Source organism: Streptomyces rhizosphaerihabitans, from assembly GCF_025399795.1.
Classification (GTDB): Bacteria; Actinomycetota; Actinomycetes; order Streptomycetales; family Streptomycetaceae; genus Streptomyces; species Streptomyces rhizosphaerihabitans.
On record NZ_JAODTZ010000008.1, the window covers coordinates 10,532 to 35,495 of the forward strand.

The window sequence follows — 24,964 nt, forward strand, 5'->3', positions numbered from 1 at the left end:
GTCGCACCACACCACGACGTTCGCAAGCGAACCGTACTCAGACCCGGCCGTCCGGCACAGCCCATGTGTCACCACGGCCATGCCAACGCGCACGAGGTTATCCACAGCGGTTGACACCATACGGCGCTCGACCGACCATTGATGCGAGCGGACCGAACGATCGGTCGGTCGGGAATGAGAGGTCGAGGGGGACCGCATGGCGACAGCATCAGCGCACCACACGGCCCGCGCACAGGCGGACGAAACCGCCGACGAGGCGGCGCGCACAGCGGCATACGAGGCCGTCTTCGACGCCGCGGTGGCGGCCGACGAACGCATCGAGCCCCGCGACTGGATGCCCGATGCCTACCGCTCCACCCTGGTCCGCCAGATCGCGCAGCACGCCCACTCCGAGATCATCGGCATGCAGCCGGAGGCCAACTGGATCACGCGCGCGCCCTCGCTGCGCCGCAAGGCGATCCTGATGGCGAAGGTCCAGGACGAGGCCGGACACGGGCTGTATCTGTACAGCGCGGCCGAGACCCTCGGCGTCGGCCGCGACGAACTGCTGGACAAGCTGCACTCCGGCCGCCAGAAGTACTCGTCGATCTTCAACTACCCGACGCTGACATGGGCGGACGTCGGCGCCATCGGCTGGCTCGTGGACGGCGCCGCGATCACCAACCAGGTCCCCCTGTGCCGCTGCTCGTACGGCCCGTACGCGCGCGCGATGGTCCGCGTGTGCAAGGAGGAGTCCTTCCACCAGCGCCAGGGGTACGAGCTGCTGCTGGCCCTGAGCCAGGGCACCCCCGAGCAGCACGCGATGGCACAGGACGCGGTGGACCGCTGGTGGTGGCCCTCCCTGATGATGTTCGGCCCGCCCGACGACGAGTCCTCGCACTCCGCCCAGTCGATGGTGTGGAAGATCAAGCGCCATTCGAACGACGAGCTGCGCCAGCGCTTCGTCGACATAGCCGTACCCCAGGCCGAGTCCCTCGGCCTGACCCTGCCCGACCCCGACCTGGTGTGGAACGAGGAGCGGGGACACCACGACTTCGGCGCCATCGACTGGACGGAGTTCTGGGAGGTCCTCAAGGGCAACGGCCCGTGCAACGAACAGCGGATCACCCAGCGCCGGCGCGCCCACGAGGAGGGCGCGTGGGTACGGGAGGCGGCCGCGGCGTACGCGGACAAGCACACGAGCGGGACCGGCGGCTCCGCGAGCACGACCGGTGAGACAGGAGCGACCCGAGCATGACGAACACCGACTGGCCGCTGTGGGAGGTCTTCGTGCGCTCGCGCCGCGGACTCTCGCACACCCACGCCGGCAGCCTGCACGCGCCGGACGCCGAGATGGCCCTGCGCAACGCCCGCGATCTGTACACGCGCCGCGGCGAGGGCGTCTCGATCTGGGTCGTCCCGTCCGCCGCCGTCACGGCCTCCTCGCCCGACGAGAAGGACCCGTTCTTCGAGCCGTCCGCGGACAAGCCGTACCGGCACCCGACGTTCTACGAGATCCCGGAAGGGGTGAAGCACCTGTGACTCTCACCGTGAACACCGCGGCGGCCCTGGCCCTCGGCGACGACGCCCTGGTGCTCTCGCACCGCCTGGGGGAGTGGGCGGGCCACGCGCCCGTCCTCGAAGAGGAAGTCGCCCTGGCCAACATCGCGCTGGACCTGCTCGGCCAGGCCCGCGTGCTGCTGTCCATGGCCGGTGACGAGGACGAGCTGGCGTACCTCCGCGAGGAGCGCGCCTTCCGCAACCTCCAGCTCGTCGAGCAGCCGGGCGGCGACTTCGCGCACACCATCGCCCGCCAGCTCTACTTCTCCACCTACCAGCGGCTTCTCTACACGCAACTGGCGGCCGGGGAGAGCGAGTTCGCTCCCCTCGCCGCGAAGGCCGTCAAGGAAGTCGCCTACCACCAGGACCACGCCGAGCAGTGGACGCTGCGCCTGGGCGACGGCACGGACGCCAGCCACGATCGGATGAGCCGTGCGTGCGAGGCACTGTGGCGCTTCACCGGTGAGATGTTCCAGCCGGTCGAGGGCGTCGACATCGACTGGGAAGGGATGCGGGCCGCCTGGCTGGAGTCCGTGGGAGCCACCCTGCTCCGTGCCACTCTGTCGGTCCCCGAGGGACCGCAGTCCGGGGCATGGACGGCGGGCGCCGGACGCCAGGGTCTGCACACCGAGTCCTTCGGACGGATGCTCGCCGAGATGCAGCATCTGCACCGCAGCCACCCGGGGGCGTCATGGTGACGGCGACCGCCCTCGAGGAGGAGCTGCGCAGACTGGCCGGCTCCGTGCTCGACCCCGAGCTGCCCGTTCTCACCCTGGACGACCTCGGCGTGCTGCGCGCCGTGCATGTCCGCGGCGAGGACTCCGTCGAGGTCGAGCTGACCCCGACCTACACCGGCTGTCCGGCCGTCGAGGCCATGTCCATGGACATCGAGCGGGTACTGCACGAGCACGGCATACGCGATGTGTCCGTGCGTACGGTGCTCAGTCCCGCCTGGTCGACGGACGACATCTCGGACGAAGGCCGCCGCAAACTGCGGGAGTTCGGGATAGCGCCGCCACGCGGCGGGCGTCCCGCGGGCCCCGTGACGCTCGACCTGGGACCGACCCGGACAGCCGCCACCGAGCCGGAACCGGAGCCCGTCCGCTGCCCGTCCTGCGGATCGGCCGACACCGAGTTGCTCAGCCGCTTCTCCTCCACCGCGTGCAAGGCGCTGCGCCGCTGCCTGTCCTGCCGCGAACCGTTCGACCACTTCAAGGAGTTGTGATGGCCCGCTTCCACCCGCTCCCGGTGGCCGCGGTCGACCGGATCACCGACGACTCCGTGGCCCTGACCTTCGCGGTACCCGCGGAGCTGCGCGAGGACTACCGGCACGCCGCCGGCCAGCATCTGGCACTGCGCCGCACGGTCGACGGCACGGAGATACGCCGTACGTACTCCATCTGCTCAACGGCACCCGCGCCCGACGGTGAGGGGCCGCGCACCCTGCGGGTCGGAGTGCGCCTGGTCGACGGAGGCGCGTTCTCGACGTACGCGCTCAAGGAGATCGCCGTCGGCGACGAGGTGGAGGCGATGGTTCCGGCCGGACGCTTCACCCTGGAGCCCACGGCCGGCCTCTACGCGGCGGTGGTGGGCGGCAGCGGGATCACCCCGGTGCTGTCGATCGCCTCGACGCTGCTGGCGCGGGAGCCGGATGCCCGGTTCTGCCTGATACGCAGCGACCGTACGTCGGCCTCGACGATGTTCCTGGAGGAGGTCGCCGACCTCAAGGACCGCTATCCGCAGCGGTTCCAGCTGGTGACGGCCCTCTCCCGGGAGGAGCAGCAGGCCGGGCTGCCGTCCGGGCGGCTGGACCAGGAGCGGCTGGCCGGGCTGCTTCCGGCGCTGCTGCCCGTGGACAGGGTGGCGGGATGGTTCCTGTGCGGGCCGATGGGACTCGTCCAGGGGGCCGAACAGGCGCTGCGCGGGCTCGGGGTGTCCCGGACGCGCATCCACGAGGAGATCTTCCACGTGGATGCCGGCACCACGACCGCTTCCGCCGTACCGGCCCCCGCGCACAGCACGGTGACCGCACGGCTCGACGGACGCGGCGGCACCTGGCCCGTCCAGGACGGTGAGTCCCTGCTGGACGCGGTGCTGCGCAACCGTCCGGACGCGCCCTACGCCTGCAAGGGCGGCGTGTGCGGCACCTGCCGGGCGTTCCTCGTCTCGGGCGAGGTGCGGATGGACCGCAACTTCGCGCTGGAGCCGGAGGAGACGGAGGCCGGGTACGTACTGGCCTGCCAGTCCCATCCGGCCACGGAGAAGGTGGAGCTGGACTTCGACCGCTGACCCCGGCGGTCACGCTTCGACCACCGGGCCCGGCGGTCACGCTTCGACCACCGGCCCGGTGGGCACGCTTCGACCACCGGCCCGGTGGGCACACTGCGACCGCCCAGCCCGGTTGCCAAGGTGTTGACGGCCGAAGCTCGGTTGGTACGGCATTGAAGGCCGAGCCCGGCCGGAGAGGTCCCCGACGGCCCGGCCCGGTTGGGGAGGTTGCCAACGGCCAGCCCGTTGGACGGGATGCCGACAGCCCAGCCTGTGGGGCAGGGTGCCGACAGCCCAACCCGTGGGCGTTGGAACGGCAACTCAGCGCCGCGGCGGGTGACCGATCGTTGGGCGTTCCCTTCTCATAGAACCTGTTCTATCTTGACGCACCGTCAGATCAGGCGTCCTGCCTGATCGTTGGTCCGGTGCGTGTGCGGGAGGACGGGATCGTGGACTTCACCTTCACCGAGGAGCAGCAGGCGGCGGTCGAGGCGGCGCAGGCGGTGTTCGCCGGGGTCTCCCCGGACGCGGTGCCCAGCCCCGCGCTCACCGCAGGCGCCGTCGCCGAGGACTTCGACCGGGCCCTGTGGGCGAGGCTCGCGGACGCGGACCTGCTGAGCCTGCTGCTCGACGAGGAGTCCGGCGGGGCGGGCCTCGACGCGGTCGCGCTGTGTCTCGTACTGCGGGAGTCGGCGAAGGTGCTGGCACGGGTGCCGTTGCTGGAGAACAGCGCGGCTACGGCGGCCGTACAGCGCTACGGCGGCCAGGAGTTGAGGACACAGCTGTCGGAGCCGGCCGGCCGGGGCGAGCTCGTGCTGACCGTCGCCGCCAACGGCAGGACCGGTCACGACCCGGCCGAACTCGCCGTGACCGCGCGGCAGGACGGCGCGGTGTGGGTGCTGGACGGTGTGCAGACGGCCGTCCCCTGGGCCTGCAATGCCGACTTCATCGTCGTCCCCGCGCACACCGACGCCGACCGGACCGTGCTCGCCCTGGTTCCCCGCGACCACGAAGGGGCGGTCCTCGCCGAGCAGATCTCCACGACCGGTGAGCGGCTCGGTGAGCTGCGGCTGGAGTCCGCCCGGATCGCCCCCCGGCATGTCATCGACGCGGAGGGTGCATGGGAGTGGCTGCGCGACCTGCTGGCCACCGGCACATGTGCGCTGGCACTCGGGCTCGGGGAGGAAGTGCTCCGGATGACGAGCGCGTACACGAGCAGGAGGGAGCAGTTCGGGTTCCCGGTCGCCACGTTCCAGGCGGTCGCCGTGCAGGCCGCCGACCGCTATGTCGACCTGCGCGCGATGGAGGCCACGCTCTGGCAGGCCGCATGGCGGATCGGCACGGGCGCCGATGGCGCTCTCCCGGCCTGCGGCGACGTGGCCGTCGCCAAGATCTGGGCGTCCGAGGGGGTACGCCGGGTCGTGCAGACCGCCCAGCATCTGCACGGAGGGTTCGGCGCCGACACCGAGTACGCGCTGCACCGGTACCACGCCTGGGCCAAGCACCTGGAACTGTCACTCGGCCCGGCGGCGGCACACGAAGAGGCCCTCGGCGATCTGCTGGCGGCGCACTCCCTGGGGTGAGCGTGCCGTCGGCTACAGCACGAAGCCGGGCTCGCCCTTGTCGTTCACAACCGGGCGGCCCGCGGCCTCCCAGGTCTGCATGCCGCCTTCGACGTTCGCGGCGTCGAGGCCTTGCTGGACCAGGTACATCGTGACCTGGGCCGAACGGCCACCGGATCGGCAGATCACGTTGACCCGGCCGTCCTGCGGGGCCGCCTCGGTCAGCTCGCCGTACCGGGCGACGAAGTCGCTCATGGGGATGTGCAGCGCCCCATGGGCGTGACCTGCCTCCCACTCGTCGTCCTCACGGACGTCCAGCAGGAAGTCGTCGACCGCGAGATCGTCGATCCCGACCGTGGGCACACCAGCTCCGAAACTCATGCCTCCGACGCTACCCGACGACGCCGACGGGGAAGCTCAGGGAGCCTGGGCGATCAGCTCCGCCAGCTCGTTCTCGCGCTCGCCGACCTGCGTCAGCAGCTGCTCGGCGATCTCCTCCAGAAGACGGTCCGGGTCTTCCGGAGCCATCTTGAGCATGGCGCCGATGGCGCTCTCCTCCAGTTCGCGCGCGACGAAGGTGAGCATCTCCTTGCGCTGGGAGAGCCATTCGAGGCGGGCGTAGAGCTCCTCGCTGCGGCTCGGCTTCCACTCCTCGGGCGCGGGGCCGGCGGCCCACTCCTGGGCCAGCTCCCGCAGCAACGCCTCGTCACCCCTGGCGTACGCGGTGTTCACGCGGGCGATGAACTCGTCACGCCGCTTGCGCTCGTCCTCGTCCTGGGCCAGGTCCGGGTGGGCCTTGCGGACCAGCTCGCGGAAGAGCTTGCGGGCCTCCTCGCTGGGACGCACACGCTGCGGGGGCCGCACGGGCTGGCCCGTGAGCATCGCCACGGCCTCGGGGAACAGCCCCTCCGAGTCCATCCAGCCGTGGAACAGTTCCTCGACACCGGGCATGGGCATGACCCGCGCCCGTGCCTCGTGCGCCTTGAATATGTCCTCCGGGTCACCGGTGCGCGCGGCACGCGCCTCGGCGATCTGGGCCTCCAGCTCGTCGAGGCGCGAGTACATCGGACCGAGCTTCTGGTGGTGCAGCCGGGAGAAGTTGTCGACCTCGACGCGGAAGGTCTCCACGGCGATCTCGAACTCGATCAACGCCTGCTCGGCCGCTCGCACGGCCCGCTCAAGCCTCGCCTCCGGCCGGGCGTCCTCACCCTGAGCCGGACTCCGGCCTTCATCGGCCCCGGCCTCACTCTGCCCCTCGGGCCGGGTCTCGGGCTGCCCCTGGGTCTGCTCCGCAGGCTCGGACTCGGGCCGGGCTCCGCTCGGGCCCTCGCCGTCGGCCCCACCGCGAGCCTCGATGCGGACCTCGCTCCCGGCGGCATGCTGGGCGCCGGAAGGGGCGTCTGCGCCCTCCGCGTCCGTGATGCCGCCGTTGTCGCCGGGGGAGGCTTGGGACGTCTTGCCCTCCGGGGCACCGGACTGTTCCCGGCCCCCATCAAAGGTGGGCTCGGACTGGCTCTGATCGGCTTCCGGGGTCGTCACCCGACCAGCGTAGGCCACACTCCCCCGCGGCTCACTGTCTTCCCCGTCTCTACAGCCACCTGACCGGCCACAACGACCCCAATGACCCCAATGACCCCGACCCCCCGGAACCGGCGCCGCCACAGGCACCGACCCCCGGCACCTGCACCGACATCAGCACCGGCACCGACATCTGCACCGGTGGACCGGCCTGTCCGGAGGGGCAGACCGTCCGGAGGGGCAGACCGTCCGGAAAGGCGGCCTGCCCGGAAAGGCGGCCTGCCCGGAAGGAGACCCGGACACTTCCCCGGTCACACCCCCGCTTCAGAAGCGATCCGTCCGTTTCGGACCGCCGCCACCAGAGCCGCGTGGTCCGCCTCCGTGCGGTCCGCGTACGCGACGGCGAAGGAGGCGATGGCCTCGTCCAGCTCCTCGTTCTTGCCGCAGTACCCGGCTATCAGGCGCGGGTCGGCACTGTGGCTGTGGGCGCGGGCCAGCAGGGCGCCGGTCATGCGGCCGTAGTCGTCGATGTGGTCGGCGGCCAGGGCGGCGGGGTCGACGCTGCCCTTGCGGTTGCGGAACTGGCGTACCTGGTAGGGGAGACCGTCGACCGAGGTCCAGCCGAGAAGGATGTCGCTGACGACCTGCATGCGCTTCTGGCCGAGGACGACACGGCGGCCCTCATGAGCCACCTCGGGCATCGGGTGGCCGGCGGTCGCGAGGTGCGGGAGCAACACCGAGGCGCGGGCCTCCTTGACCTGGAGGACGAGGGCTTCGCCGCGATGGTCCAGGAGCAGGACGACGTACGAGCGGGTGCCGACGCTGCCGGTGCCGACGACCCGGAAGGCGACGTCGTGCACCGCGTAGCGGGCGAGCAGGGGGAGCCGATCTTCGGAGAGCGTCGTCAGATAGTGGTCCAGGGACGCCGCGACCGCGACCGCCTCCTTGTCGGGAACACGGCGCAGCACGGGCGCCGCGTCCACGAACCGGCGGCCACCGCCTTCCACAGCCTCCGTCGACTTGGCCGCGAACCGCCCACTGGTGTTGGCCCGCGCCTTCTCGGAGACCCGCTCCAGAGTGCCGAGCAGGTCGTGGGAATCGGTGTGCGAGACGAGTTCCTCGTCGGCGATGGCGTTCCACGCGTCCAGCACCGGCAGCTTGGCCAGCAGGCGCATGGTGCGGCGGTACGCGCCCACGGTGTCTCGCGCGGCGGCCCGGCAGGTGTCCTCGTCCGCTCCGGCCTCCCTGCCCGCGAGCACGAGCGAGGTGGCGAGCCGCTTGAGGTCCCATTCCCAGGGGCCGTACACCGTCTCGTCGAAGTCGTTCAGATCGATGACGAGACCGCCCCGCGCGTCCCCGTACAGACCGAAGTTCGCCGCGTGCGCGTCACCGCAGATCTGGGCATTGATGCCGGTCATCGGGGTGCGGGCCAGGTCGTACGCCATGAGGCCCGCGGAACCGCGCAGGAACGCGAAGGGCGTGGCCGCCATCCTGCCGACCCGTATCGGGGTGAGCTCGGAGAGCCGGCCCCGGTTGGACTCCTCGACCGCGACCACGGCGTCCGGACGGTCGGCGTCGACCAGGAACTCGGTGTGTGCCTCGCGCGGCACACGCCCGCGCAGGGCCTTCCCCTCCTCCTTGGGCGAGCCCTTCACCGGCCAGGCGGCGAACCCCGGAACAGCGAATCCCCGGGACCCGAACGCCCCGGCCGCCGACCCGCCCTCGGACGAAGGCCGCCCCTCGGACTCTGAACCGGACCCGGACCCGGGCCGCCGGTCACCGTGGTTCTGCCGCTCCAGGCCGGCCTGCTCGACCAGCCCGGCCTGCGCCGTCTGCGCCGTCTGCGCCGTCTGCTGCTCCGTACCCGTTGTACCGATCTCGGCCATCACGACCGCCTCCCCCGCACACGAACATCAACTCGTGCTGACCGTACAGCCGGTCGGGAAAACGCGTCAGACCCTGTGGACAACTCCACCGGCACACGGGCAGGAAGCCGCGAACACACCCGCGCGCACGGCTCGACCGGCGGCGTCGGCGCGGCAACCCGAGAACGACTCAAGCGAGTTCGGCCGCGTCTCGGGGCCGCTACCGCAGCGGTCCCGGACAGGATCCGCTTTCCGGCAGATACCTCTCCGCCCAGGAACCCAGCTCCTTGAGAGCCGGTTCCAGGGCCGCACCCGCCTCCGTCAGACGGTACGAAACCCGCAGCGGGGGACCCTCGTTGACCTCGCGCACGACCAGACCGGCCGCGCCGAGTTCGGTGAGCCGGTCCGAAAGCATCCGCTCGCTGATCCCGGGGATCGCTCTGCGCAGATCGGCGAAGTGGACGGGGTGCTGCATCAGAACCGCGACGACCAGACCTGTCCAGCGCTTTCCGAGCAGCGTGAAGACACGGGTCATGCCGTCGTCGACCTTCTGACACGGACCCGCGTCGTGGCTTCCCGGTTCTGCCATGGGCCCAGGGTACTGCGTCTCCACAAGGGGATGAAAAAAAGTAAGTAGCTGTGTTATCTATAGTTGAGAACGAAAGAGAAGCTCTCCGGGGCGACTCGCCCCCCTCGACAGCCCTGCCCTGGATCCGGCTCACCGGCCTCACCCGGGCCTCGGCCCCGAGGGCCCGCAAGGACGGACTCCGCCCCCTGGAGCCCGTACAGACCCTGCCCCCAGCCCTCCCCGGCCCGACCTCAACCCCGAACCCGGTCCCAACCTCGGCCCCGGCCCCGGCCTCAGTCCCGGCCCCGGCCCAGGTCCAGATCCGGGCAGCCACCCGATACATCCCATTTATCTGGAGACCCCCATGGCCACACTCCTCCACATCGACTCGTCCGTCTTCCCGGGCGGCGCCTCCACCTCGCGTGCCGTGACGGACGCCTTCCGCACGGCCTGGGAGGAGCAGCACCCCGACGGCACGGTCGTCTACCGCGACCTCGCCGCGCACCCTGTGCCGCACATCACGGCCGACGCCCACACCGCCGGTTTCGCCGCCCCGGACACGCACACAGCCGAGCAGGCCGAGGCCTTCGCCGCACGCCTGAAGCTCATCGAGGAGCTGGAGAACGCGGACGCCATCCTGATCGGCGCCCCCATGTACAACTTCGCCATCCCCTCGACCCTCAAGGCATGGCTGGACAACGTGGTCCTCATGGGGCGCACCGCCATGGCCGAGGACTCGAAGGCCAAGGGCACCCCGGTCACCGTCGTCGCCAGCCGTGGCGGCTCGTACGCGCCGGGCACTCCGCGCGAGGGCTTCGAGTACGTGCAGAACTACCTGGAGGCCGTGCTGCGCGACATGCTCGCCCTCGAGGTCGACTTCATCGTCCCGGAGCTCACCAGTGCCCCGCACAACCCGGCGATGGCCGAGCTGGTCCCGCTCTTCGAGGCGTCCCGGAGCAAGGCCCTCGACGACGCGGCCGCTCAGGCCAAGAAGGTCGCGGAGCGCCTCGCCGCGTAACCACGGCACCCGACGACCGCCGCCGTTCCGTCCACCGGAGCCGGCACAGCGGCGCAGAGCCCCGCAGGGCCGGACGCCTCACCCTGCGGGGCTCCCCCTACCGGCTCCGCTTTGCCGGCCCGCCGAGCCATTCCCCATGACTGTCGCGCCGCCCCGATCACCGCACCGATAGGCGCCCAGATCACCGCCCCGACTGCCGCGCCGGCCCTGACTGTTACGCCCGTCACGCCCACCGAGCCGGTCACACCGAGGAATCCGCCGACTCCGCGAACGCCCGTTCACCAGCCACCGCCCGGACAACTCCCCACCACCCGCGTGAGAGCATCGTCACACTTCACAGCGGCCCCGAGCCGTCCGCGTCGCGCGCCACTGGCCGCCGCGGGACCTCGTACGAGAACTCGGGGACAGCACCGGAAATGTCCCGGACAACGTGAAAGCCCCTCAGGTCGAAGACCTGAGGGGCTTTCAGCTGGTGCGCGAGGGGGGAGTTGAACCCCCACGCCCTTTCGGGCACTGGAACCTGAATCCAGCGCGTCTGCCTATTCCGCCACCCGCGCATTGGGTGTGTCGTCCGTCTCCCACCGAGTGGTGCGAGCGCCTGCCGACATCCAGAAGATTAGCACGCTGTCAGGGGTGGAATCACATCCCTTTTCGCCGCCCCTCGTGCCCGGCATTCCCCGCCCCCGCGCACAGCATCCGCAGGCCCGGCGCCCTTGCCCTGCCCCACCCTCCGGCCCGAGCGGCTCCGGATCCCACGCCGGCCGTCTCCCTCACCGGCACTCCGGCGTGCGTCACACGTTTCAGACAGAACCGGTTCACGTATCAACCTCGTACCGGTCCAGCCCATCTCCACAGGAGTCGGACGGGCTGCACAGTCAGGTGCGGGACACTGGTCGCGGGGCGCCTCTACGATCCATGGCAGGAGCAGTGCCGGGAAGAGTTCGAAGAGGGGCCTCTCAGGGAACTTCGGGAGGGGACCCCGGAAGGCGTCGACAACCCGTCGACCGGGCCGACAGGGGGAACCAGCCGATTTCCCGACGCGTGGATACGATCAGTAAGCAGTACCAGCGAGGCCAGCAGGATCAGGAAGACGACAGCAAGCTGTACCAGGACGACAACGAAGGAGGAGGTGCCCCATGGGAGTCCTGAAGAAGTTCGAGCAACGTCTCGAAGGTCTGGTCAACGGCACCTTCGCCAAGGTGTTCAAGTCCGAGGTCCAGCCCGTGGAGATCGCCGGAGCGCTCCAGCGCGAGTGCGACAACAACGCCACGATCTGGAACCGCGACCGGACCGTCGTCCCCAACGACTTCATCGTCGAGCTGAGCACGCCGGACTTCGAGCGGCTCAGCCCCTACTCCGGCCAGCTCGGCGACGAGCTCGCGGGTATGGTCCGCGACTACGCCAAGCAGCAGCGTTACACCTTCATGGGCCCCATCAAGGTCCACCTGGAGAAGGCGGACGACCTCGACACCGGTCTGTACCGGGTCCGCAGCCGTACACTCGCCTCCTCCGCCAACCAGCAGTCCCCCGAGCGCGCCCCCGCGGGTCCCGCCCCGGCGGCTCCCCGCGGAGCCCAGGGTGGCTACGGCTACCCGCCCGCGGCCGCTCCCCCCATGCCGTCCGCGCCGCCGCCCGGCGGCCGTCCGGGCGCGGCACCCATCGGTGCCCGACCCCCGGCCGGCCCGGCGGCGGGTGGCCGTATGCGGCACTGGGTCGAGATCAACGGCGCACGCCATCAGATCTCCCGCCCGACGCTGGTGCTGGGCCGCAGCACCGAAGCCGACGTGCGGATCGACGACCCCGGCGTATCCCGCCGGCACTGTGAGATCCGGACCGGAACGCCCTCGACGATCCAGGATCTAGGGTCCACCAACGGCATCGTGGTGGACGGGCAGCACACAACCCGCGCTACGCTCCGCGACGGCTCGCGGATCGTCGTGGGCAGCACCACCATCATTTACCGGCAAGCCGAAGGGTGAAGCGGGGGCAATGTCAGAGCTGACCCTCACGGTCATGCGGCTGGGTTTCCTGGCCGTACTGTGGCTGTTCGTGATCGTGGCCGTGCAGGTCATCCGCAGCGACCTGTTCGGAACGCGCGTCACACAGCGCGGCTCCCGCAGGGAGGCCGCAAGGCCTCAGCAGGCCGCGCGGCCTGCCGCGCCTCCACAGCAGCGCCAGCAGCAGCCGCCCAGCGGCGGCCGCCAGCGCCGCGGAGCACCGTCCAAACTGGTCGTCTCGGAGGGCACCCTCACGGGCACGACCGTCGCGCTCCAGGGACAGACCATCACCCTGGGACGCGCACATGACAGCACCATCGTGCTGGACGACGACTACGCGTCGAGCCGGCATGCCAGGATCTACCCGGACCGGGACGGCCAGTGGATCGTCGAGGACCTCGGCTCCACCAACGGCACGTATCTCGACCGGAGCCGGCTGACGACTCCGACGCCCATTCCGCTGGGCGCGCCGATCCGCATCGGCAAGACCGTCATCGAGCTGCGGAAGTAGTACGACAATGAGCGAGCGGAGCGAGCACGCAACGGCGGTCCACACGACGGACCCCGGCGCGCTCCCGACCGGAGGGTGGGCACCGTGCGGATGTACCCGGAGCCGACGGGCGAGGTGCGCATGAGTCTGTCACTGCGCTTCGCCGCCGGATCGCACAAAGGCATGATCCGCGAGGGCAACGAGGACTCGGGCTACGCCGGTCCTCGCCTGCTCGCGATCGCCGACGGGATGGGCGGCCAGGCCGCCGGTGAGGTCGCCAGTTCCGAGGTGATCTCCACCATCGTCGCGCTCGACGACGACGTACCCGGATCCGACATCCTCACCTCGCTCGGCACCGCCGTGCAGCGCGCCAACGACCAGCTCCGGCTGATGGTCGAGGAGGACCCGCAGCTGGAGGGCATGGGCACCACGCTCACCGCTCTGCTGTGGACCGGCCAGCGCCTCGGCCTCGTCCACGTCGGCGACTCCCGCGCCTACCTGCTGCGGGACGGCGTGCTGACGCAGATCACGCAGGACCACACCTGGGTGCAGCGCCTCGTCGACGAGGGCCGCATCACCGAGGAGGAAGCCACCACCCACCCGCAGCGCTCCCTGCTGATGCGCGCGCTGGGCAGTGGCGACCACGTCGAACCCGACCTCTCCATCCGCGAGGTCCGGGCCGGCGACCGCTACTTGATCTGCTCCGACGGCCTCAGCGGCGTGGTCTCCCATCAGACGATGGAAGACACCCTCGCCAGCTACCAGGGCCCGCAGGAGACCGTTCAGGAGCTCATCCAGCTCGCGCTGCGCGGAGGCGGCCCGGACAACATCACCGTCATCGTGGCCGACGTCCTCGACATCGACTCCGGGGACACCCTGGCCGCGCAGCTCTCCGACACCCCCGTCGTGGTCGGCGCGGTCGCCGAGAACCAGCTCCAGCTCCACGACAACGGAGCCATGCAGACCCCCGCCGGCCGCGCCTCCAGCCTCGGCCGGCCCGTTCCCGGCCAGGGCGGCGGCGAGTTCGGCCCGCCCGGCAGCGGCGACACCACCGGGTACGTCTCCACCGGCGGCTTCGGCGACTACTCGGACGAGGACTTCGTCAAGCCGCGCACCGGACGCAAGTGGCTGAAGAGATCCTTCTACATCGTCCTGTCCCTCGCCGTCATCGGCGGCGGCCTGTACGGCGGCTACCGCTGGACGCAGACGCAGTACTACGTCGGCACCCAGGACGACCACGTCGCCCTGTACCGCGGCATCAGCCAGGACCTGGCCTGGGTCTCGCTCTCGAAGGTGGAGAAGGACCACCCCGAGATCGAACTCAAGTACCTGCCGCCGTATCAGCAGAAGCAGGTCAAGGCGACCATCGCCGAAGGCGGCCTTGCCGACGCGAAGTCGAAGATCGACGAGCTCTCCGTGCAGGCCTCCGCCTGCCGGAAGGAAGCGCAGCGCCGCACCGCCGAGAGCCAGAACAACACGAAGACCGGTACGGACAAGGCCAGTGGGACCACGGGAACCACAAAGACCTCTCTGACGTCCAAGGCCACGTCCACCCCGAGCCCGACCCCGTCGAGCTCGGCACCTTCGTCCTCCAAGTCCACGACCGCACCCACTCCCACACCAGGCCCCAGCCTCTCCGACGAGGAGCAGAAGCTGGTCTCGCTGTGCGGTAAGCAGTAAGAAGCCGTGAGGGGCCCTGTCACACGATGAGCAGTAGTTCGAACACGCCGACGCACCACACGTCCACGATCGGATCGATCGGCGCACCCAGCCGACGCAACACCGAACTGGCGCTGCTGGTGTTCGCCGTTGTCATCCCGGTGTTCGCCTACGCCAACGTGGGCCTCGCCATCGACGACAAGGTGCCCGCCGGCCTCCTGAGTTACGGCCTGGGCCTCGGCCTGCTGGCCGGCGTCGCCCACCTCGCGGTACGCAAGTTCGCTCCGTACGCGGACCCGCTGCTGCTCCCGCTGGCCACGCTCCTCAACGGGCTCGGCCTGGTGATCATCTGGCGGCTCGACCAGTCCAAGCTGCTCCAGTCGATCAACCAGGCGGGCAACGCGGCACCACGCCAGCTGCTGTACACGGCGCTGGCCATCGCCCTGTTCGTCGCCGTGCTGTTCTTCCTGAAGGACCACCGCGTCCTGCAGCGCTACACCTACATCTCCATGGTCGGCGCCCTGGTCCTGCTGCTGCTCCCGCTGGTCCCGGGACTCGGTGCCAACATCTACGGCGCCAAGATCTGGATCTCGGTCGCCGGATTCTCCATCCAGCCCGGTGAGTTCGCGAAGATCGTCCTCGCGATCTTCTTCGCCGGCTACCTGATGGTGAAGCGCGACGCGCTCGCCCTGGCCAGCCGCCGCTTCATGGGCCTGTACCTGCCGCGCGGCCGCGACCTCGGCCCGATCCTCGTGGTCTGGTTCATCTCGATCCTGATCCTGGTCTTCGAGACCGACCTCGGTACGTCGCTGCTGTTCTTCGGAATGTTCATCATCATGCTGTACGTCGCCACCGAGCGGACCAGCTGGATCGTCTTCGGTCTGCTGATGTCCGCGGGCGGCGCGGTCGGTGTGGCGACCTTCGAACCGCACATCCAGACGCGTGTCCAGGCCTGGCTCGACCCGATGCACGAGTACATGCTCAGCCAGTCCGGGGTCAAGGACGGCATCATCCACTCCGAGCAGGCCATGCAGGCGCTGTGGGCGTTCGGCTCCGGCGGCACCCTCGGCACCGGCCTCGGCCAGGGCCACTCCGAGCTCATCCGCTTCGCCGCCAACTCCGACTTCATCCTCGCCACGTTCGGCGAGGAACTGGGCCTCGCCGGAGTCATGGCGATCCTGGTGCTCTACGGCCTGATCGTCGAGCGCGGCATCCGCACGGCGCTCGCGGCCCGCGACCCGTTCGGCAAGCTCCTCGCCGTCGGCCTCTCCGGCGCCTTCGCCCTCCAGGTCTTCGTGGTCGCCGGCGGCGTCATGGGCCTGATCCCGCTGACCGGTATGACCATGCCGTTCCTGGCCTCCGGCGGTTCCTCCGTCATCGCCAACTGGGCGCTCATCGGCGTACTGATCCGCATCAGCGACACCGCCCGTCGCCCGGCACCCGCACCCGCCCCCAGCCCCGACGCCGAGATGACCCAGGTGGTCCGCCCGTGAACAAGCCCCTGCGCCGGATCGCGATCTTCTGCGGACTCCTCGTCCTCGCCCTGCTCCTCCGCGACAACTACGTCCAGTACGTCCAGGCCGACGGCCTGCGGACCGACTCGCACAACCGCCGCGTCGCCATCGAGCGGTACGCCACCCCGCGCGGCAACATCATCGTCGACGGCGACCCGATCACCGGGGCCACCAAGACGAAGAAGAACGGCATCAACGACTTCGTCTGGAAGCGCACCTACAAGGACGGCGCCATGTGGGCCCCGGTCACCGGGTACGCCTCGCAGGCCTTCGACGCCTCCCAGCTGGAGAAACTGGACGACGGCGTCCTCACCGGCAACGACGACCGGCTCTTCTTCCGCAACACCCTCGACATGATCACGGGCAAGCCGAAGCAGGGCGGCAACGTCATCACCACCCTCAACGCCGCCGCGCAGAAAGCCGCCTACAAGGGCCTGCTGAGCCGGGGCAAGGGCGCCGTCGCCGCGATCAACCCGCAGACCGGCGCGATCCTGGCGCTGGCCTCCACCCCGTCGTACGACCCCTCCGCCTTCGCCGGGAACACCAACACCGACGCGAAAGCCTGGAACAAGCTCCAGAAGAAGAACAACCCCGACGACCCGATGCTCAACCGGGCACTGCGCGAGACCTACCCGCCGGGCTCCACCTTCAAGGTGGTCACCGCCGCCGCGGCGCTGGAGAACGGCCTGTACACGTCCGCGGACCAGCACACCGACTCTCCGCTGCCGTACATCCTGCCGAAGACCACGACCGAGCTGAAGAACGAGGGGAGCATCCCCTGCAAGAACGCGAGCATGCGGATCGCTCTCCGCTACTCGTGCAACACCGTCTTCGGCAAGATCGGCGCCGACCTCGGCAAGGAGAAGATGCTGACGGAGGCCGAGAAGTTCGGCTTCAACTCCGAGCAGCTCACGCCCGTGCGCTCCAACGCCTCCGTCTTCCCCAAGACGATGGACCCGGCGCAGACCGCGCTCAGCTCCATCGGCCAGTTCGAGACCGCCGCGACCCCGCTGCAGATGGCCATGGTGGCCTCCGCCGTCGCCAACAACGGCACGCTCATGAAGCCCTACATGGTCGACAAGCTGCAGGCGCCGAGCCTGGACGTCATCTCGCAGACCGAGCCGGAGAAGCTGAGCCAGCCGCTCTCCGAGTCCAACGCCCAGATCCTGCAGGACATGATGGAGACGGTCGTCAAGGAGGGCACGGGTACGCAGGCGCAGATCTCCGGTGTCACCGTGGGCGGCAAGACCGGTACCGCCCAGCACGGTGTCGCCAACAGCGAGAAGCCGTACGCGTGGTTCATCTCCTACGCCAAGCTCCCCGACGGCAGCTCCCCGGTCGCCGTGGCCGTGGTGGTGGAGGACGGCAGCGCCAACCGTGACGACATCTCGGGTGGTGGTCTCGCCGCCCCCATCGCGAGGGACGTGATGAAGGCAGTCATCGACAGTAAGAAGTGACCCCGCTCACGTCCCCATCACATCGGTGCACGTTGCGATACCGGTCCTGTCACGGGTGACGGTCTTGGCCAGGTCACACAAGGCGATCCGGGTACCGTATGCCCGGACAGCACACCGCCGGACCACACAAAGGTGCGGTCGGGACCGACGGAGAGGGCTGGTAGGTAGCTATGGAAGAGCCGCGTCGCCTCGGCGGCCGGTACGAGCTGGGCCACGTGCTCGGCCGTGGTGGCATGGCGGAGGTCTACCTCGCGCATGACACCCGGCTCGGCCGTACCGTGGCGGTGAAGACGCTGCGGGCCGACCTCGCACGTGACCCGTCGTTCCAGGCCCGGTTCCGCCGGGAGGCCCAGTCGGCCGCCTCGCTCAACCATCCCGCGATCGTCGCCGTATACGACACGGGTGAGGACTACATCGACAACACGTCCATCCCGTACATCGTGATGGAGTACGTCGACGGGTCCACGCTGCGCGAGTTGCTGCACTCGGGCCGCAGACTGCTCCCCGAGCGGTCCATGGAGATGACCATCGGCATCCTCCAGGCCCTGGAGTACTCGCACCGCGCAGGCATCGTCCACCGCGACATCAAGCCGGCCAACGTCATGCTCACGCGCAACGGCCAGGTCAAGGTCATGGACTTCGGCATCGCCCGCGCCATGGGCGACTCCGGCATGACGATGACGCAGACGGCCGCGGTCATCGGCACGGCCCAGTACCTCTCGCCGGAGCAGGCGAAGGGCGAACAGGTCGACGCCCGCTCGGACCTCTACTCCACCGGCTGCCTGCTGTACGAGCTGCTGACCGTGCGCCCGCCCTTCGTGGGCGACTCCCCGGTGGCCGTCGCGTACCAGCACGTGCGCGAGGAGCCCCAGCCCCCGTCGGTCTTCGACCCCGAGATCACGCCCGAGATGGACGCGATCGTGCTGCGGGCCCTCGTCAAGGACCCGGACTACCGGTACCAGTCCGCCGACGAGATGCGCGCCGACATCGAGGCCTGCCTCGACGGCCAGCCCGTCGCGGCCAGCGCCGCCATGGGCTCGGTCGGCTACGGCTACGGCGACGACCAGCCGACCACGGCCCTGCGCTCCTCGGACGCCCAGGCCACGTCGATGCTGCCGCCGATGAACCCGGACGACGGCGGCTACGGCTACGACGACCGCCCAGACCGTCGCCGCCAGAAGAAGAACACCAACACCTCGACGATCCTCCTGGTCGTCGCGGGCGTCCTGGTGCTGATCGGCGCGATCCTGATCGGGAAATACGCGTTCTCCGGCAAGGGAACGGGCAACGAATCGTTCGACGTGCCCAACTTCGTGAGCCAGACGCTGCCCGACGCCAAGAGGTTGGCGGACAACCGCGATCTGAAGCTCTCATCCACGCGCAAGCCGTGTGAGAACGAGCCCAAGGGCAACATCTGCTCGCAGGACCCGGCCCTCGGCTCGAAGGTGAAGAAGGGCGACACGATCAACGTGGTCGTGTCCACCGGAGTACCGAAGGTGGCCGTGCCGGACGTGACGGGCCTCACCTTCGACAAGGCGAAGGCCCAGCTCGAGGGCAAGGGATTCACGGTCGAGCAGAAGACTCAGGAGTCCGACCAGACCCCAGGCGTCGTCATCTCCCAGGACCCCAGGGGCGACACGGAGGCGGCAAAGAAGTCGACCGTCACCCTGACCGTCGCCGCGGAGAAGAAGCAGTCCATCGTTCCTGACGTCTCCGGCAAGAACTGCGACCAGGCCAAGGCGCAGATGCAGGCCAACAACCTCGTCGGCGAGTGCGTCGACACGGACACCGACGACCAGAACCTGGTCGGCAAGGTCATCCAGACGACCCCGACGGCCAACACTCCGGCGGACCCCGGCTCCAAGGTGCAGATCCAGATCGGCAAGGCCAAGCAGCAGCAACAGTCGGCCGTGCCGAGCGTCGTCGGCAAGACGGTGGCCCAGGCGAGGCAGATCCTGCAGCAGCAGGGCTTCAACAACATCCAGTTCGCCCCGGGCAGCGACGGAAGCGACAACGCGACCGTGATCGGACAGAACCCGAACGGCAACACCCCGGTCGACAGCCCGGACAACACGACGGTCGTCCTCACGACCGTGAACATCGGGAACAACGGCGGCAACAACGGCGGTGGCGGCTTCATCGGCGGCAACTGAGCCCCACCAAGGACCGTACTCGGGCAACCGACGGAAAGGGCCCCGGCACTCTTGAGTGCCGGGGCCCTTTCCGTCGACCTCGTGACGTACAAGGCTGCGGCCCACTGGCGACCTGGTGTGCGAAATTCGACCGTTTCTTCATACTTCCCGACTCGTTGACGGGATGGGGCGGAATCAAAGCTCTGCCCCGGCCGCAAGGCCACGCAACGAGCAAAAGGGGCAGTACGTGATCAACGAATCGGCTCTGCTGGAATCGAAAGCTCTACGAGACAGCGTGCTGGAACGCAGTGAGGTACTCGACAAGGTCAAAGCGCTGTCGCTCCTACCGGACGGCATGCATGTGACAACGGCGATGGTCGCGGCGTACTTCGGCGCCACGATGGAGGCCATTCGAGCCCTCGTGCATGACCATCGAACGGAGCTGGAAGCGAACGGGTATCGAGTTTTGACAGGTTCAGAACTGAGTGACTTCAAGCAACTCAGTGGCATCCAGTCACGCACCCGGTCCCTCGCCCTCTTCTCTCGTCGAGCCGTCCTCAACGTCGCCATGCTGCTCCGGGACAGTGAAGTTGCACGTCCAGTGCGTACGTACCTCCTCGACATGGAGTACCTGGCGCGCACGCAGCATCCTGTGGATAACCCTCTCCCCAGGGATACCCGCTCACTCGACGACCGCATCGACCAGCGCATCACCCACATTCTCGGCAAAACCGTTGTCCCGATGTTCAATGCCCTGATCGAGACATCAGGCGAGCACCGCGGAGAACTGATCGCACTGCGAGCAGGGGTCCAGACCGTCGAGCGGCGGCTCCGCCAACATCACGCCCGGTTGCAGCGACTGGAAGGTCCTCGGGAGGACCGACCTCTCGCCGGAGTCATGGCGGCCATCGACGCCATGAACGGCCGTGAATTCGAGGAGTACGTCGCCGAACTGCTGCGCCGCGATGGCTGCTCCGCCGTCGTCGTACGGGGCGGCAGCGGAGACCGGGGAGTCGACATCACCGGTCGTACGGCCGACGGACGAACCCTCGTCGTCCAGTGCAAGAGATTCGCGCCCTACCTCTCCGTCACCAGCCCCGACGTCCAGAAGTTCATCGGAGCGGCCAAGGTTCTGCACACGTCGGAGGTGGCCCTCTTCGTGGCGACATGCCCTTTCACACGTGACGCCCTGAACATCGCCGTCGACGGCGGCATCACCGCCGTACACCGGGGCCTGCTGGAGGAGTGGAGCACCGGAGCGGCACTGGCCGTTCTGGAGTAACCGCACCACAACACACAAAGGCCCGAAGCCGCAAGAATTGGTTGCGGCTTCGGGCCTTCGCCATGCTAGCGCCGTGCCAGGCAACTTTCGCCCGACCGTGCCGCGACCAGTCCCATCACGTCAGCGGGAGATGAACAGGCTCGGTTTAAGGGAGACACGGTGTCTCTCAATCCGGAAAGTCATCCACGCTCCCCCTCAATGCTCCGTCTGGGAGTTGTCCACAGCCCTCCTGGAGCCCAGGCTTCCCATCGGTGACCGGGGTCCTCGCAGGACCCCAGTGCACTCAGCCAAGCTCCGGCGGCGGCGTCCGCGCGCTGTCGACCTTGTCCACGCGCACCAGTTCGCCCCACACCACGTAGCGGTAGCGGGAGGTGTACACCGGCGTGCAGGTCGTCAGGGTGATGTAGTGGCCGGGCTTGGTCTTGCCGGACTGCTCCGGGACCGTCTGGAGAACCTTGACGTTGTACTTAGAGGTCTCCGGAAGGATGTTGAAGACCTTGTAGACGTACCACTTGTCCCGGGTCTCGAAGACGATCGCGTCACCCTCGGCGATCTTGTCGATGTTGTGGAACTTGGCGCCGTGGCCGTCACGGTGGGCGGCGAGCGTGAAGTTGCCGTTCTTGCCGGTCGTCGGCAGGGACGCCTTCACAGGGTCCGTGTAGTAGCCGGCGACACCGTCGTTGAGGACCTTCGTCGCCGTGCCCTTCTCGACGAGCACCTCGCCGTTCTTCATCGACGGGACGTGCAGGAAGCCGATGCCGTCCTTGGTGTCCAGCGCGCCCGGACCGGTCGGGGCCTGCGCCCAGTGGTCGCGGACCTTGTCACCCTGTTTGTGCGCCTCGCGGTCGGCCACGACGTTCGTCCACCACAGCGAGTAGACGACGAACAGGCCGAGCACCAGCCCCACGGTGATGAGGAGTTCACCGAAGACGCTGACCGTCATCGCGAACCATCCGATGCGCCGGCGCCCCCCGCGTACGTCACCGGCGGCCGCGTGTCCCGCTTCCGATCCGGCGCGTTCGTCGTGGTCGGTCCTCGCTGCCACTGTTCATCTGCCCCGTCTGGTGTGTCTCGGCTTGTCTCACGTGCACGTGACGCCCGCACGCGTTCGTCCCGTCGCGCGTGCGTCGGCGTCTGTCCTCAGCCGACCAGCGCGTCGGGCTTGCCCTTGCTGCGCGGCCGGTCCTCGACCATCTTGCCCCAGACGATCATCCGGTACTTACTGGTGAACTCCGGTGTACAGGTGGTCAGTGTGATGTAGCGGCCCGGCCCGGTGAAGGTCGAACCCTTCGGGATCGGATCGAGCACGCTCGTGTTGCTCGGACTCGTCACCGGCAGGATCGACGCCATCTTGTAGACGTAGTAGTCGTCCTGTGTCTCGACCACGATCTCGTCGCCCGGCTTGAGCCGGTTGATGTAACGGAACGGTTCACCATGGGTGTTGCGGTGCCCGGCGAGCGCGAAGTTGCCCGTCTTGGCGTCGGGCATCGCCGTCTTGAGGGGTGCCTCGCCGTAGTGGCCGACCATTCCGCGGTCGAGCACCTTCGTCTTGCTGGTGCCCTCCGCGATCGGCGCGACCACGTCCAGCTTCGGAATGTGCAGGATGGCGAAGCCCTGGCCGGGCGAGAACGTCCCCGGACTCCGCTTGCCGTTCGCCCAGTCCTGCTGAAGGCTGCTCGCCTCGTTGCCCGCCTGCTGGTGCGCCCGCACGTTCGACCACCACAGCTGGTAGGTCACGAACAGCAGCATCAGGACGCCGGTGCTGATGAACACCTCGCCGACCATCCGGCTCACCAGGACACCCGCGCCGGGTTTCGACGCCCGCGCCGCGCGCCGGGCGTCCATCCGGCTCCGAGGGGCCCCAGCGGCCTCCTGAGCCGCCTCCTGGGGCTCGTGGGACTCCTGCGCCTCTCCGTACCGTCCGTGGCGTCTGGCGGCCTTACGGCGGGCCGCACGACCTCCGGACGCGGAGACCGTCCCGCTGCCGGCCGCACGCGCGCTTCCCGCCGCCCTTCCGGGCAGGTCGGGAAGGCGCAACGCGACGGTCTCGTCGTCCACCGGCAGGCGCGGCGCGACCGGCTCCGTCCGGGGAGCGGCGACCGGTCCGCGGTACTGCGCGGCCGCGGGCTCCTGGTACTGCGGGGGATACGTCCGCCCGTACATCTCCGCGTACGACGGTGCCGACGCCGGCGTGGAAGGCATGGCCTGCGTCTGAGCGGCCTGCACCTGGGCGGCCTGGAACTGAGCGGCCTGTGCCTGCTGCTGCGCGGCGTACCAGTCGGATCCGTACCCCTGCTGCTGTACGCCCTGTCCCTGTCCCTGTCCCTGGCCCTGGCCCGGCAGCGGATCCGTCAGCGGGTCCGCGAGCCCTCCGACCGCCGCCTCGAACGCACCGGCGCCCCCGTACGCGGCCTCGCCGCCGTAGGGGGAGCTGTCGCGCTCGGGGCGCAGCGCGGTCACGCCGTGGCCCTGCCCACCACCGGGGCGAGCCCCGCCGACCTCGCCACGGCCACCTTGTCGCCGCACTCGAGCAGCCAGTTGGCGAGCATCCGGTGGCCGTGCTCGGTCAGCACCGACTCCGGGTGGAACTGCACACCCTCGACCGGCAGTTCGCGGTGTCTGAGTCCCATGATGATCCCGTCGTGGGTACGGGCCGTGACCTCCAGCTCGGCCGGAACCGTCTCCGGCTCGGCCGCCAGCGAGTGGTAGCGGGTCGCGGTGAAGGGGGACGGCAGACCGGCGAAAACGCCCTTGCCCTGGTGCTCCACGAGCGAGGTCTTCCCGTGCAGCAGCTCGGGCGCGCGGTCGACCACACCGCCGTACGCCACCTGCATCGACTGCATCCCGAGGCAGACACCGAAGACGGGCACCCCGGTCGCGGCGCAGTGCCGGACCATGTCGATGCAGACACCGGCCTGTTCGGGGGCACCCGGCCCCGGGGACAGGAGCACGCCGTCGAAGCCGTCCTGGGCGTGCGCGGTCGACACCTCGTCGTTGCGCAGCACCTCGCACTCCGCGCCCAACTGGTACAGGTACTGGACCAGGTTGAAGACGAAGCTGTCGTAGTTGTCCACAACGAGGATGCGCGTGCTCACTGGTTGTCCACCGTCACATCGTTGAAGGGCAGCAGCGGTTCGGCCCAGGGGAAGATGTACTGGAAGAGCACGTAGACCACTGCCAGGACGAGCACGAGTGAGACCAGCGCCTTCACCCACATGCTCCCCGGCAGATGCCGCCAGATCCAGCCGTACATGCCGTCCCTTCCGTCGCCGTACGCCAACAGACTAACGGCGCAGAGCCGCCGGTTTCCCTGCCTCCACAGGCTGTGTGGAATCAAGATGTGCCCAGACGATCAACCGGTGACTGTGCCCCCACTCCGGATCACACGTGGTCAGCGTGAGATAGCGCCCCGGACGCGTATACCCGGACTTACGTGGCACGGGGTCGATCACCTCAATGTCGGAGGGCACGGTTTTGTAGGGGCCTTTGTCGATCCGGTACGTGAACCAGGTCGACCCGTCCGTCAGCACCACCGCGTCACCCCGGCGCAGCTCGGGAAAGTCCTTGAAGGGATCCCCGTAGGTACGCCGGTGACCGGCGACCGAGAAGTTGCCCTCCTGGCCGAGCTGGGCGGTGCCCCGGTAGTGGCCGAGCCCCTTCTCCAGGACCTGCGTGGCGGTGCCTTCGAGCACGGGCTTGTTCCACGTGAAACCAAGCCGCGGGATGTACATGACCGCGAACGGGCCGCCGTACCTGTAGGGGCCGGGCGCCTTCGGGCTCTCGGCAGCCGTGGCGCCGGCGCCACCCGCACCCGAAGAGCCCGCGGTACCGGAGGAGCCCGAGGAGCCGGACGGACCCGAAGAGTCCGACGGGGTCTTCGGCGCCTGGGTCACCGCTCCCTTCGACCACTGTTTCTGGAGTACATCGATCTGGTGGTTCATCGCGCTGTCGGCCCGGACTCCCGTCCAGAACAGCACGTAGACCACGAAGAGCACGATCAGGGTGCCGACGGTGAGGCACAGTTCACTGATCGTCCTGACGACCACTCGCACCGACACAAGGTCCCCCCGGCGACAGCTCGCTCACAGGCTTCAC

Annotated in this window: 23 protein-coding genes and 1 tRNA gene; 14 read left to right on the plus strand and 10 right to left on the minus strand. The window is 69.1% G+C overall.

Features of this window, described 5'->3' with window-relative positions; genetic code table 11:
- Positions 1-196 precede the first annotated feature (196 nt).
- From paaA to N4G66_RS10195, 6 genes are all read left to right on the plus strand, one after another.
- Positions 197-1,237: a 1,2-phenylacetyl-CoA epoxidase subunit PaaA gene (gene paaA, locus N4G66_RS10170; RefSeq protein ID WP_261703691.1), complete on the plus strand. Its 1,041-nt coding sequence runs from the start codon at positions 197-199 to the stop codon at positions 1,235-1,237.
- The gene (gene paaB / locus N4G66_RS10175; protein ID WP_261703692.1) at positions 1,234-1,521 is read left to right on the plus strand and encodes a 1,2-phenylacetyl-CoA epoxidase subunit PaaB; all 288 of its coding nucleotides are present in this window, start codon (positions 1,234-1,236) and stop codon (positions 1,519-1,521) included. Before paaA ends, paaB begins: the two co-directional genes overlap by 4 nt.
- On the plus strand, positions 1,518-2,237 hold the full coding sequence (gene paaC, locus N4G66_RS10180; protein ID WP_261703693.1) for a 1,2-phenylacetyl-CoA epoxidase subunit PaaC: 720 nt from the start codon (positions 1,518-1,520) through the stop codon (positions 2,235-2,237). Before paaB ends, paaC begins: the two co-directional genes overlap by 4 nt.
- The gene (gene paaD, locus N4G66_RS10185; protein WP_261703694.1) at positions 2,231-2,764 is read left to right on the plus strand and encodes a 1,2-phenylacetyl-CoA epoxidase subunit PaaD; all 534 of its coding nucleotides are present in this window, start codon (positions 2,231-2,233) and stop codon (positions 2,762-2,764) included. The genes paaC and paaD overlap by 7 nt, the downstream gene beginning before the upstream one ends.
- Positions 2,764-3,828, plus strand: a complete 1,065-nt coding sequence (locus tag N4G66_RS10190; protein ID WP_261703695.1) for a 2Fe-2S iron-sulfur cluster-binding protein — start codon at positions 2,764-2,766, stop codon at positions 3,826-3,828. The genes paaD and N4G66_RS10190 overlap by 1 nt, the downstream gene beginning before the upstream one ends.
- A gap of 428 nt (positions 3,829-4,256) precedes the next feature.
- Positions 4,257-5,390 carry an acyl-CoA dehydrogenase family protein gene (locus tag N4G66_RS10195; RefSeq protein WP_261703866.1) on the plus strand — a complete coding sequence of 378 codons (1,134 nt, stop codon included), beginning with the start codon at positions 4,257-4,259 and terminating at the stop codon, positions 5,388-5,390.
- A 12-nt stretch (positions 5,391-5,402) separates the two neighbouring features.
- On the opposite strand, the gene N4G66_RS10200 is transcribed toward N4G66_RS10195, so the two are convergent.
- The 4 genes from N4G66_RS10200 to N4G66_RS10215 all read right to left on the minus strand — a co-directional run bounded on the left by N4G66_RS10200 (position 5,403) and on the right by N4G66_RS10215 (position 9,341).
- Entirely contained in the window at positions 5,403-5,750 is a 348-nt protein-coding gene (locus N4G66_RS10200; RefSeq protein ID WP_261703696.1) for a rhodanese-like domain-containing protein, read from the minus strand.
- 36 nt (positions 5,751-5,786) lie between these two features.
- Positions 5,787-6,725, minus strand: coding sequence for a hypothetical protein (locus tag N4G66_RS10205; RefSeq protein ID WP_261703867.1), 939 nt, complete (start codon positions 6,723-6,725; stop codon positions 5,787-5,789).
- Positions 6,726-7,198: 473 nt separating this feature from the next.
- Positions 7,199-8,773 carry a DUF2252 domain-containing protein gene (locus tag N4G66_RS10210; RefSeq protein WP_261703697.1) on the minus strand — a complete coding sequence of 525 codons (1,575 nt, stop codon included), beginning with the start codon at positions 8,771-8,773 and terminating at the stop codon, positions 7,199-7,201.
- Positions 8,774-8,972: 199 nt separating this feature from the next.
- Positions 8,973-9,341, minus strand: a complete 369-nt coding sequence (locus N4G66_RS10215; protein ID WP_261703698.1) for a winged helix-turn-helix transcriptional regulator — start codon at positions 9,339-9,341, stop codon at positions 8,973-8,975.
- Between the two features lie 343 nt (positions 9,342-9,684).
- Here N4G66_RS10215 and N4G66_RS10220 point away from each other — a divergent pair, with 343 nt between their 5' ends.
- Positions 9,685-10,338 (plus strand): FMN-dependent NADH-azoreductase, encoded by a 654-nt coding sequence (locus tag N4G66_RS10220; RefSeq protein ID WP_261703699.1) that lies wholly within the window; start codon positions 9,685-9,687, stop codon positions 10,336-10,338.
- A 470-nt stretch (positions 10,339-10,808) separates the two neighbouring features.
- Here N4G66_RS10220 and N4G66_RS10225 read toward each other — a convergent pair.
- Positions 10,809-10,895, minus strand: a tRNA-Leu gene (locus tag N4G66_RS10225).
- Between the two features lie 579 nt (positions 10,896-11,474).
- Between N4G66_RS10225 and N4G66_RS10230 the strand changes: the two genes are divergently transcribed.
- The 7 genes from N4G66_RS10230 (at position 11,475) to N4G66_RS10260 (ending at position 20,869) form a co-directional block, all read left to right on the plus strand.
- Positions 11,475-12,317, plus strand: coding sequence for an FhaA domain-containing protein (locus N4G66_RS10230; RefSeq protein WP_261703700.1), 843 nt, complete (start codon positions 11,475-11,477; stop codon positions 12,315-12,317).
- A 10-nt stretch (positions 12,318-12,327) separates the two neighbouring features.
- Positions 12,328-12,846 (plus strand): FHA domain-containing protein FhaB/FipA, encoded by a 519-nt coding sequence (locus N4G66_RS10235; protein ID WP_261703701.1) that lies wholly within the window; start codon positions 12,328-12,330, stop codon positions 12,844-12,846.
- A gap of 120 nt (positions 12,847-12,966) precedes the next feature.
- Positions 12,967-14,505: a Stp1/IreP family PP2C-type Ser/Thr phosphatase gene (locus N4G66_RS10240; protein WP_261703702.1), complete on the plus strand. Its 1,539-nt coding sequence runs from the start codon at positions 12,967-12,969 to the stop codon at positions 14,503-14,505.
- Between the two features lie 26 nt (positions 14,506-14,531).
- The gene (locus tag N4G66_RS10245) at positions 14,532-15,977 is read left to right on the plus strand and encodes an FtsW/RodA/SpoVE family cell cycle protein (protein ID WP_261703703.1); all 1,446 of its coding nucleotides are present in this window, start codon (positions 14,532-14,534) and stop codon (positions 15,975-15,977) included.
- Positions 15,974-17,455 carry a peptidoglycan D,D-transpeptidase FtsI family protein gene (locus N4G66_RS10250; protein WP_261703704.1) on the plus strand — a complete coding sequence of 494 codons (1,482 nt, stop codon included), beginning with the start codon at positions 15,974-15,976 and terminating at the stop codon, positions 17,453-17,455. The genes N4G66_RS10245 and N4G66_RS10250 overlap by 4 nt, the downstream gene beginning before the upstream one ends.
- A gap of 170 nt (positions 17,456-17,625) precedes the next feature.
- Positions 17,626-19,608: a Stk1 family PASTA domain-containing Ser/Thr kinase gene (pknB, locus tag N4G66_RS10255; RefSeq protein ID WP_261703705.1), complete on the plus strand. Its 1,983-nt coding sequence runs from the start codon at positions 17,626-17,628 to the stop codon at positions 19,606-19,608.
- Positions 19,609-19,723: 115 nt separating this feature from the next.
- The gene (locus N4G66_RS10260) at positions 19,724-20,869 is read left to right on the plus strand and encodes a restriction endonuclease (protein WP_315903627.1); all 1,146 of its coding nucleotides are present in this window, start codon (positions 19,724-19,726) and stop codon (positions 20,867-20,869) included.
- A 283-nt stretch (positions 20,870-21,152) separates the two neighbouring features.
- On the opposite strand, the gene N4G66_RS10265 is transcribed toward N4G66_RS10260, so the two are convergent.
- From N4G66_RS10265 to N4G66_RS10285, 5 genes are all read right to left on the minus strand, one after another.
- A complete protein-coding gene (locus tag N4G66_RS10265) occupies positions 21,153-21,914 on the minus strand; it encodes a class E sortase (RefSeq protein ID WP_261703706.1) in 762 nt (253 codons plus the stop codon).
- Positions 21,915-22,009: 95 nt separating this feature from the next.
- The gene (locus N4G66_RS10270) at positions 22,010-23,329 is read right to left on the minus strand and encodes a class E sortase (protein ID WP_261703707.1); all 1,320 of its coding nucleotides are present in this window, start codon (positions 23,327-23,329) and stop codon (positions 22,010-22,012) included.
- On the minus strand, positions 23,326-23,964 hold the full coding sequence (locus tag N4G66_RS10275) for an aminodeoxychorismate/anthranilate synthase component II (protein ID WP_261703708.1): 639 nt from the start codon (positions 23,962-23,964) through the stop codon (positions 23,326-23,328). Before N4G66_RS10275 ends, N4G66_RS10270 begins: the two co-directional genes overlap by 4 nt.
- Entirely contained in the window at positions 23,961-24,122 is a 162-nt protein-coding gene (locus N4G66_RS10280; protein ID WP_261703709.1) for a hypothetical protein, read from the minus strand. The genes N4G66_RS10275 and N4G66_RS10280 overlap by 4 nt, the downstream gene beginning before the upstream one ends.
- Before the next feature lie 31 nt (positions 24,123-24,153).
- Positions 24,154-24,921, minus strand: coding sequence for a class E sortase (locus tag N4G66_RS10285; protein ID WP_261703710.1), 768 nt, complete (start codon positions 24,919-24,921; stop codon positions 24,154-24,156).
- Between the last annotated feature and the right edge of the window lie 43 nt (positions 24,922-24,964).